The sequence below is a fragment of the Candidatus Symbiopectobacterium sp. 'North America' genome, assembly GCF_015762685.1.
In the GTDB taxonomy this organism is placed as follows: domain Bacteria; phylum Pseudomonadota; class Gammaproteobacteria; order Enterobacterales; family Enterobacteriaceae; genus Symbiopectobacterium.
Genome location: NZ_PEHF01000065.1, coordinates 1 through 4,325, shown reverse-complemented (window position 1 = coordinate 4,325; position 4,325 = coordinate 1). Strand labels below are relative to the sequence as shown.

Genomic DNA, 4,325 nt, shown 5'->3' with positions numbered 1-4,325 from the left:
GGACATAATCAGTATGTCAGAAGATCTCTAAAAGTGAATGGTTCGGTTTACCGGGATACTTACACTACGACATGGACGCCGCTCAGCTCTGAACAGAGATATTCCACTTCTTCGATCTTAAGGAGAAAAATACGGTTGTGGCCGTGGCACGGGATATGCCTAAGTTGAGGCTCCGCAATAAGTTGTACATTTTTATTTACGGATGTGCCGCGACGAAGACGATTGAGGGTTTTTGCCAGGCGCTGATTGTCCAGCGGCTTGAGTAAATAATCAAAGGCATGTTCTTCAAAAGCGCGCACCACGTATTCGTCATAGGCGGTGACAAAAACAACATAAGGTATGCTGTCAGGATCGAGCATGGCAACCAGTTCCAACCCACTGATTTTCGGCATCTGGATATCAAGAAAGATCACATCCGGTTGAAGTCGGTTAATCACCGGTATCGCTTCCAGCGCTTTGCTGCACTGCGCTATTACCTCAATGTCATCTTCTTTATCCAGTAGTGGCAACAACTCTTCGCGAGCCAGTTGCTCGTCGTCAATTAGGATGGCTCTCAGCATGCTTTCCTCCTGTTGCACTGATTCTATCACTATTTGCATTGAGATAAGCGAGGAAAGTCAGTAACCCGCGATGCGAGCGTGAGACTCAGGGGGGAATAAATTAGTAATTTTATATTTACATGTAATGGATTGAAATATTTACACGTTGTGGTATCTTGAACTCAATGTGGCGGCGGAAAGCGCGCTACGCTACTCAAGAACTGTCCAGGAAAATGAACATGCAAAAAGATTCGCTCAACAACATCAATATTGCCGATGAACAAGTGCTAATTACATCCGATGAGCTTAAGGCAAAATTCCCGCTCAATGTGCAAGAAGAGCAGGCCATTGCCACGGCACGCCGTACCATTTCCGATATTATCCACGGTCGCGATAACCGGTTATTGGTGGAGTGTGGACCCTGTTCCATTCACGACACGGATGCTGCGTTGGAGTATGCCCGCCGCTTGCATACGCTATCAGCCGAATTGAGCGATCGGTTGTATATCGTAATGCGCGTTTACTTTGAAAAACCGCGTACTACTGTCGGTTGGAAAGGTCTCATCAATGACCCTTACATGGATGGCTCCTTCGACGTGGAAGCGGGGTTGCACATTGCACGTGAGCTGCTGCTGAACCTGGTGAACATGGGGCTGCCTTTGGCGACAGAAGCATTGGATCCCAACAGCCCACAATATCTGGGCGATCTGTTCAGTTGGTCAGCGATTGGTGCGCGGGCCACTGAATCGCAAACGCACCGCGAAGTGGCTTCTGGCCTTTCGATGCCAGTGGGTTTCAAGAACGGCACCGATGGTAGCTTGGGCACGGCCATTAATGCGATGAAAGCCGCAGCAATGCCGCACCGTTTTGTGGGTATCAACCAAACCGGCCAGGTGTGCCTGCTGCAAACTCAGGGTAATAGCGACGGTCATGTTATTTTGCGTGGCGGCAAGCAGCCTAACTACAGTGCACAAGACGTAGCGGGATGTGAAAAACAGATGCAGGCTGCGGGCTTAACACCTTCTCTCATGATAGATTGCAGCCATGGCAACTCGAATAAAGATTACCGTCGCCAGCCACAGGTGGTGTCATCCATTGTTGAGCAAATTAAAGCGGGTAACCGTTCCATTATTGGCATGATGCTGGAAAGTCATATTCATGAAGGCAATCAGTCATCGGAACAACCGCGTTCGGCAATGCAATATGGTGTATCGGTGACGGATTCTTGTATCAATTGGGAAAGCACCGAGGCGTTGCTGAGATCGGTGCATCAGGAGCTAGGGGCGGTACGCCGTTCATCGTTGGGAGAATAACAGAACATGGTTGCAGAACTGACCGCGTTGCGGGATCAGATTGATGAGGTGGATAAGGCGCTGCTTGGTTTGTTGGCGCGCAGGCTGGCATTAGTGGAGGAAGTCGGAGAAGTAAAAAGTCGCTATGGTCTCCCTATCTATGCTCCCGATCGCGAGGCTGCGATGCTGCGTTCTCGTCGTGAAGAGGCTGAGGCCCTCAACGTGCCTGTGGATCTTATTGAAGATGTTCTGCGCCGGGTGATGCGAGAATCCTATGCCAGCGAAAATGACAAAGGCTTTAAGACCCTGTGTCCGCAACTGCGGCCTGTCGTCATTGTGGCTGGACGCGGACAGATGGGACGTATGTTCGAAAAAATGTTGCGTCTGTCCGGCTATGAAGTAAGGCTGTTGGAAAAAGAGGACTGGCCGCAGGCCGAGAGACTGTTGGCGGATGCTGGCATGGTGATCGTTAGTGTGCCTATTCACGTGACGGAGCAGGTGATTGCACAGTTACCGCGCCTACCGGAGGATTGTATTCTGGTGGATCTGGCTTCGGTGAAAAATGGGCCATTGCAGGCGATGCTGGCGGCACATTCCGGCCCGGTCGTAGGCTTACACCCGATGTTCGGACCAGACAGCGGTAGCCTTGCCAAGCAAGTCGTGGTGTATTACGATGATCGCCAGCGTGAAGCGTATCAATGGCTGTTGGAGCAAATTCAGGTATGGAGCGCACGGCTGTATCGCATCAGTGCGGTTGAACACGATTAAAATATGATGTTTATTCAGACGTTGCGTCACTTTGCCACTTTTGCCTACGGATTGCATTTGGCGGAAGAGAATGTGCAGCTTGAGCAATTACTTGCATTGTCTTCACCGATTTACCGGTTGGAGTTGGTGATGGTAGGGCGGCTATTCGCACAAGACCCGCAGCTTTATGCCGATATCATCATGTCATCTGAAAATAATCTGGCCTTGATCAAACGCTATTACGCCCGTTTTGGTGAAGCGATTGCACTGTTGGAAAGCAAAGACAAAGCGGCGTTTATCGCCAGCTTCAAGAAAGTAGAGCATTGGTTTGGTGATTATGCCCAGCGTTTTCAGGTGGAAAGTCGAGCCTTGCTGAAACAGGCTAACGACAGCCGCATCTAGATAGCAGAGAGGGTGCTCCCAGCCAAGCGGCTGGGAGCGCTACACACAGTGCATCTCAACGGGGACGACGTTCTCACTGGGGTAACAGCCAGCACTTTCAGTGAGCGCGTGATGCCCGATAACTCTTTCAGTGCTTTTTGTAATCCATCTCCGCGCAGGTTAGCCTGCACATCAATATAAAACATCTCTTCCCAGGGATTACCGTAAATAGGACGAGATTCCAGTTTTGTCATAATGATGCTGTGTTCGCGCAGCACCAGCAGTGCTTCCACCAATGCTCCCGATTGCTGACCTGTCGCCATAATCAAGGTGGTTTTGGCGGGGACTTGCTCAGAGACATCAATCGGCTTATGTGCCAACACGATAAAGCGGGTGGTGTTTTGGGTTTGGTTTGCTAGGTTATGTTCCTGTACGCGCAATTGATAAAGTAATCCACCGGCCTCGCTGCCCAGCGCGGCGGCGTGGGGTGAATTCAATGAAGCGACTTTTTCCATCGCAGCCGCGGTACTTTCACAATATTCGATTTTCCACTGTGGATAACGCTGGATAAAATGGCTGCACTGCTGGAAGGGTTGTGGATGGCTGTAGACGGTCGTAATTTGGCTTAAATCCGTGTCGGTAGCGACCAGCATACAGTGATCGATGGGGTGGGTAAGTTCGCCCACAATCGACAGCCCGGTATGTTGCAGGAGATCGTACACATCATTGATTGCACCTGACGTGGTGTTCTCAATCGGCAGAACACCGTAGTCCGCCTGACCGGTTTCCACCATCGCGAAGATATCCTGAAACTTCTGGCAGCCGCACTCAACCAACTGTTCAAAATGGCGCGCGGCATATTGCCGTGCAGCCAGATGGGAGTAGGAGCCTTTGGGTCCAAGAAAGGCGACACGCGCCGAGTGGGCTCCGGTGGGGTTAAGATGGTGCTGCAACAGCGCCTGCTGAGTTAGCACTGAGTCTTCAATAATCAGTTGAAACAGGCGCGTAATATAATGCCCATCAAGATGATGAGGTTTTGCCGCTTCGATAAGCTTATCCAGTAAATCTCTTTCTCGTTCTTTGTCGCGAATCGGGCGATGCGTATGTAACTTTGCGCGTACCACTTCCAATGCCAACTCTCGCCGTTCGGCCAGCAGTTCAAGCAGTTTTAAATCCAACTCGGTGATGCGTTCACGTAAGGCCAGTAAAGGGTTGTCTGTCATGGTTGTGTTACCTGTAAACTCATTTTTATTCATACAGTGCGTATAAATAAGTGCATAAAAAATCTATGGTCATCCCCGTTTTTGCAACACTGATTTTCGATTGATGTTGGGCTTGCTTAAATCTATCCGGCGTCTTTATGGGC

1 protein-coding gene and 3 pseudogenes are annotated in these 4,325 nt (G+C 50.2%); 2 read left to right on the top strand and 2 right to left on the bottom strand.

Annotated elements, in window-relative coordinates:
• Positions 1-65: 65 nt before the first annotated feature.
• Positions 66-560: pseudogene (btsR, locus tag CS369_RS14010) on the bottom strand (two-component system response regulator BtsR); the annotation flags it as partial.
• A 218-nt stretch (positions 561-778) separates the two neighbouring features.
• Between btsR and CS369_RS14005 the strand changes: the two are divergent.
• Both CS369_RS14005 and tyrA read left to right on the top strand, forming a co-directional pair.
• Positions 779-1,852: a 3-deoxy-7-phosphoheptulonate synthase gene (locus tag CS369_RS14005; RefSeq protein WP_196907591.1), complete on the top strand. Its 1,074-nt coding sequence runs from the start codon at positions 779-781 to the stop codon at positions 1,850-1,852.
• A 6-nt stretch (positions 1,853-1,858) separates the two neighbouring features.
• A pseudogene (tyrA, locus tag CS369_RS14000) lies at positions 1,859-2,980 on the top strand (bifunctional chorismate mutase/prephenate dehydrogenase).
• Positions 2,981-3,019: 39 nt separating this feature from the next.
• Here the strand turns inward: tyrA and pheA are convergent.
• Positions 3,020-4,182 (bottom strand): annotated as a pseudogene (gene pheA, locus CS369_RS13995) (bifunctional chorismate mutase/prephenate dehydratase).
• Positions 4,183-4,325: the final 143 nt, after the last annotated feature.